Origin of the sequence: Streptomyces sp. DH12 (assembly GCF_020873895.1) — a bacterium.
Lineage (GTDB): Bacteria > Actinomycetota > Actinomycetes > Streptomycetales > Streptomycetaceae > Streptomyces.
In genome coordinates this window covers 1-391 of the sequence record NZ_JAHWGT010001646.1, presented here as the reverse complement: position 1 = coordinate 391, position 391 = coordinate 1, and the positions used below count along the sequence as shown (strand labels likewise).

Sequence of the window (391 nt, the reverse complement as noted above, 5' to 3'; positions counted from 1 at the left end):
GCTCCGCGCTGCCCGACCCCGCGCACACCCGCGGCGCCTCCGGGCCCGCCTACGCCGCGCCGCGCGACGAGACCGAGCGGGTCGTCGCCGAGGTGTGGGCCGACGTCCTCGGCCTGGACCGGGTCGGACTCGACGACAGCTTCTTCGACCTCGGCGGACACTCCCTGCTCGCCACCATGGCCGTCTCCCGGATCGCCCAGCGCCTGGGCCGCGAGGTGCAGCTGCGCACCGTCTTCGAACACCCCACCGTCCGCGGCTTCGCGCCCGTCGTGGCCGGCGCCCGGGTCCCGGGGGCCGCCGACGTGGCGCCCGTCGACCGCGACCGGCCCCTGCCGCTGTCCTTCGCCCAGGAGCGGATGTGGTTCCTGGACCGCACCTCCGACACCGGCGA

At 77.0% G+C, this 391-nt stretch carries 1 protein-coding gene; it reads left to right on the top strand.

Annotation, left to right across the window (positions count from 1 at the left end; genetic code table 11):
- The coding region (locus LPA54_RS41525; protein ID WP_228985540.1) for a phosphopantetheine-binding protein at positions 1–391 on the top strand (391 nt) is incomplete at both ends.